This window comes from Thermococcus sp. (assembly GCF_026991495.1).
In the GTDB taxonomy this organism is placed as follows: domain Archaea; phylum Methanobacteriota_B; class Thermococci; order Thermococcales; family Thermococcaceae; genus Thermococcus.
Window position 1 is genome coordinate 1 of the sequence record NZ_JALXBJ010000001.1, and the last position, 2,806, is coordinate 2,806.

General features: G+C 53.3%; 3 protein-coding genes. All 3 read right to left on the minus strand.

All coding sequences use genetic code 11. The features are described 5' to 3' along the window. Positions 1-82: 82 nt before the first annotated feature. Positions 83-784 (minus strand): DUF257 family protein, encoded by a 702-nt coding sequence (locus MVB78_RS00005; protein ID WP_297486540.1) that lies wholly within the window; start codon positions 782-784, stop codon positions 83-85. Next, positions 771-1,451, minus strand: a complete 681-nt coding sequence (locus tag MVB78_RS00010; RefSeq protein ID WP_297486541.1) for a DUF257 family protein — start codon at positions 1,449-1,451, stop codon at positions 771-773. The genes MVB78_RS00005 and MVB78_RS00010 overlap by 14 nt, the downstream gene beginning before the upstream one ends. Before the next feature lie 135 nt (positions 1,452-1,586). After that, complete coding sequence (locus tag MVB78_RS00015; protein WP_297486542.1) at positions 1,587-2,489, minus strand: asparagine synthetase A; 903 nt, start codon at positions 2,487-2,489, stop codon at positions 1,587-1,589. Positions 2,490-2,806 lie beyond the last annotated feature (317 nt).

Below are 2,806 nucleotides of genomic sequence, written 5' to 3' on the forward strand. Positions count from 1 at the left end.
ACCAACGGGTTCCCTCTCGATTATCAGCTCCTCGCTTCCCTCCCTATCCCCCCTCTTGAATAACCGACTTAGAAGCCCCATCTTATCCTCCTCCCAGCTCCGAAACCCAGGAGACCACCTCCGTAGGGGATACCATGGCCTCGTCCACACCGTACCTCAGGGTCAGGTAGGACTTCTTAAGCTTGACCCTCATGTAGTCCCCCCTGCCTTCGAGGAGCAGTACCGAGGTGGCCATCTCCTCAAGGAGGGGCAACGGATCTATCTCCAGGTCCCTCAGCACCGGGATGTCCACGACGTAGATGTTGAACCTCTCGTTGGCCCCGAGGTTGGACGTTACCGCCTGTATGAGGGGGTACACCGAGTTGAAGCTCCCCTGAAACGCGAGGTACCTCTCGAGTCCAACGTTCAGGTACAGATGCCTCCCCCCATCCCTGAGCGCCCTTTCAAGCTTCCTCACGTAAACGCTGGGATCCTCGTTGGGGTCTATCCTCAGGATCGTGTTTCCAAGCTTCCGGGTTCCCCCAACTTTAATGATGTTTACGTCGTCCAGCTTCACGTTCAAGCCCATTATCTCAAGGTGTTTCATGTAAACTGGAAACGTGTCGAACATGTCCTCGACCGTGACCTTCAGCCCCTTTACCCTGGCGTACGTCAGGATTGTGTAGAGAGCTATCTCCATTCCCACGAAGGAGTCGTTCTCGACGAGGCTTACCCCTCCTGTTCTCAAGCTCTTCAACAGCTCCTTAAGACTGCTCGAATCAACGGTCGTTTTATTTCCGTTCAAGGAACTCACCTCCCACATCTACACTCATAACGGTCCCGAGGAGGGACAGCTTGGGGCTTTTTAGAACCTCAACGTTGACCCCGGTTGCGTAGGGAACGAGGTCTAAAACCGTTGTTGAGATCCTCTCAAGCTCGTGGAGAACCCTGAACGGGAGCGCCTTCATGGTTTCCCTGTTGGTGAGGTAGAAAGATCTCCTCCTTCTATCGCCAACGTGATCCTGGAGGAACAGGATTAGAGAGTAGGAATCCCGCGGGCTCCTCGCGTGCAGAAAGAGATGGTCGAGACCAAGGACGAGGTTTATGAAGTCCCCTCCTCCAAGTCCCCTGTAAAGCTCCTCCGCGGCCGTTCTATAGTTCTTTATATAAACCCGGGGATCGGGATGGAAGGGAATATGAGCCATGACGCGGCCGACCTCCTTTCTCCCCCCGGTTTTTATCACTGGAACGTCTCTAATCCCCAGCTCAACCCCGAGCTTCTCCAGGTGCGTCACGAGGACGTGGAGGGCGTCGAGGTTGTCGTCTATGACGAGCGTTTTCCCGACCGTTTTCGAGTACTCGACGAAGAACTTGAGCACGAACTCCGGCGTATACGAGGGCCTTGTTTCGAGGAGAACCGTCTCCCCAGGCAGTATGTTCTCGATGATATCGGCGGCCCGATCCCACTGCATGCTCTCCACCTTGGATAAGTTCGTACCTTTCAAATATAAACGTTTTGTTATGGCATTATTAGAAATTTTAACTTTAAGTTAAATTGGAGATACATAAAAGCATGAGAACAAAGTTATTGCATTCCAGTCGGGGGTTCAGATGACCGCGGGAACACCGGGAATCCGCGGGAAGGGCTGAACCTCAGCTATGTGCTTTGCCCCAACGACGTAGCGGACGAGCCTCTCAACGCCTATCCCAGCCCCCGCACTCGGTCTCAGCAAGCCGGCCTTCGCGACTTCGAGGTAGGGCCTGAAGGATTCTTCGCTCAGACCTGAGGAGCGTATCTTTGAGAGTATCCTCTCGTACTCCCACTCCCTCTCCCCGCCGCTTGAAACCTCACCGTAGCCCTCCGGCAGGTAGAGGTCGTAGTTCCTCCAGGTTCCGTCAACTTCTCTGTCGTAGAACTCCCTTGGGATCCCGGTTATCCAGAAGGGCTCTTCCAAAGCCCGGCTCGCTTTCTCCTCGCTCCCGAATTCCTCCCGAATCTCCTCGATAGTAAAGCGTCTGAAAGGTTTCCTTGCCCTTGGAAGCTCCCTCTCGAAGGCCTCCCAGAGAATTGGCCTGAGCTCTCGGAAGAGGCCGGTTATGAGATCCTCGATCAGCCCCATGATATCGTCCATACTCGACCCCGCCACCTCCATGTCGAGCTGGGTGAACTCGTAAGCATGCCTCCCATCATCTGCCTCCCTGCCCTCAAGCCTTATGTTAGGCGAGAGAACGAAGAGCCTGTCTATGCCCATCGCTATTGCCATCTGCTTGTGGAGTATCATGCTGTGCGTCAGTCTGAGCCTCCTGCCATAGGCCTCAACCTCAGGTGGCTTCAGTGCTTCCCCGGCGGCCGGGTCTGGCCAGAGCGGGTCGGTTATCGAGCTCAAGATCACTGGAAGAAGCCAGCGGAAGCCCCTCTTTGAGAGCTCGCCGGTAAGGTACGCTATGGCCTTTGTCTGGACACCCATAACGGGGTCTATTCTCCTGCCAACTACGCTGAGCGCGTTCACGGTGATCACCAAAGGCAATGATCATCCCACCTTTATGGCCTTTATGCGAAAAAATCTGTTATTTGTTTAAATTTTGATAAAATTTTCGGATTATAATTGAAAAAATGTCAAGAAGGATAGGGCCTTGCTTCCAAACCGTTATAACCTCCACCCGCCATTATATTCCGGTGATAGCATGGGAGTCTACGTCTTTACTTTTTTCTTTTGAAAGCCTCGTCCTTTAGGGCGGGGATGTAGTAAACCACCAGACAACCATTAAACAGTCGAAACCCTTTTAAGTTTTTGCAACTTAATAAGGCCTCGAAGAGGCCACTCAA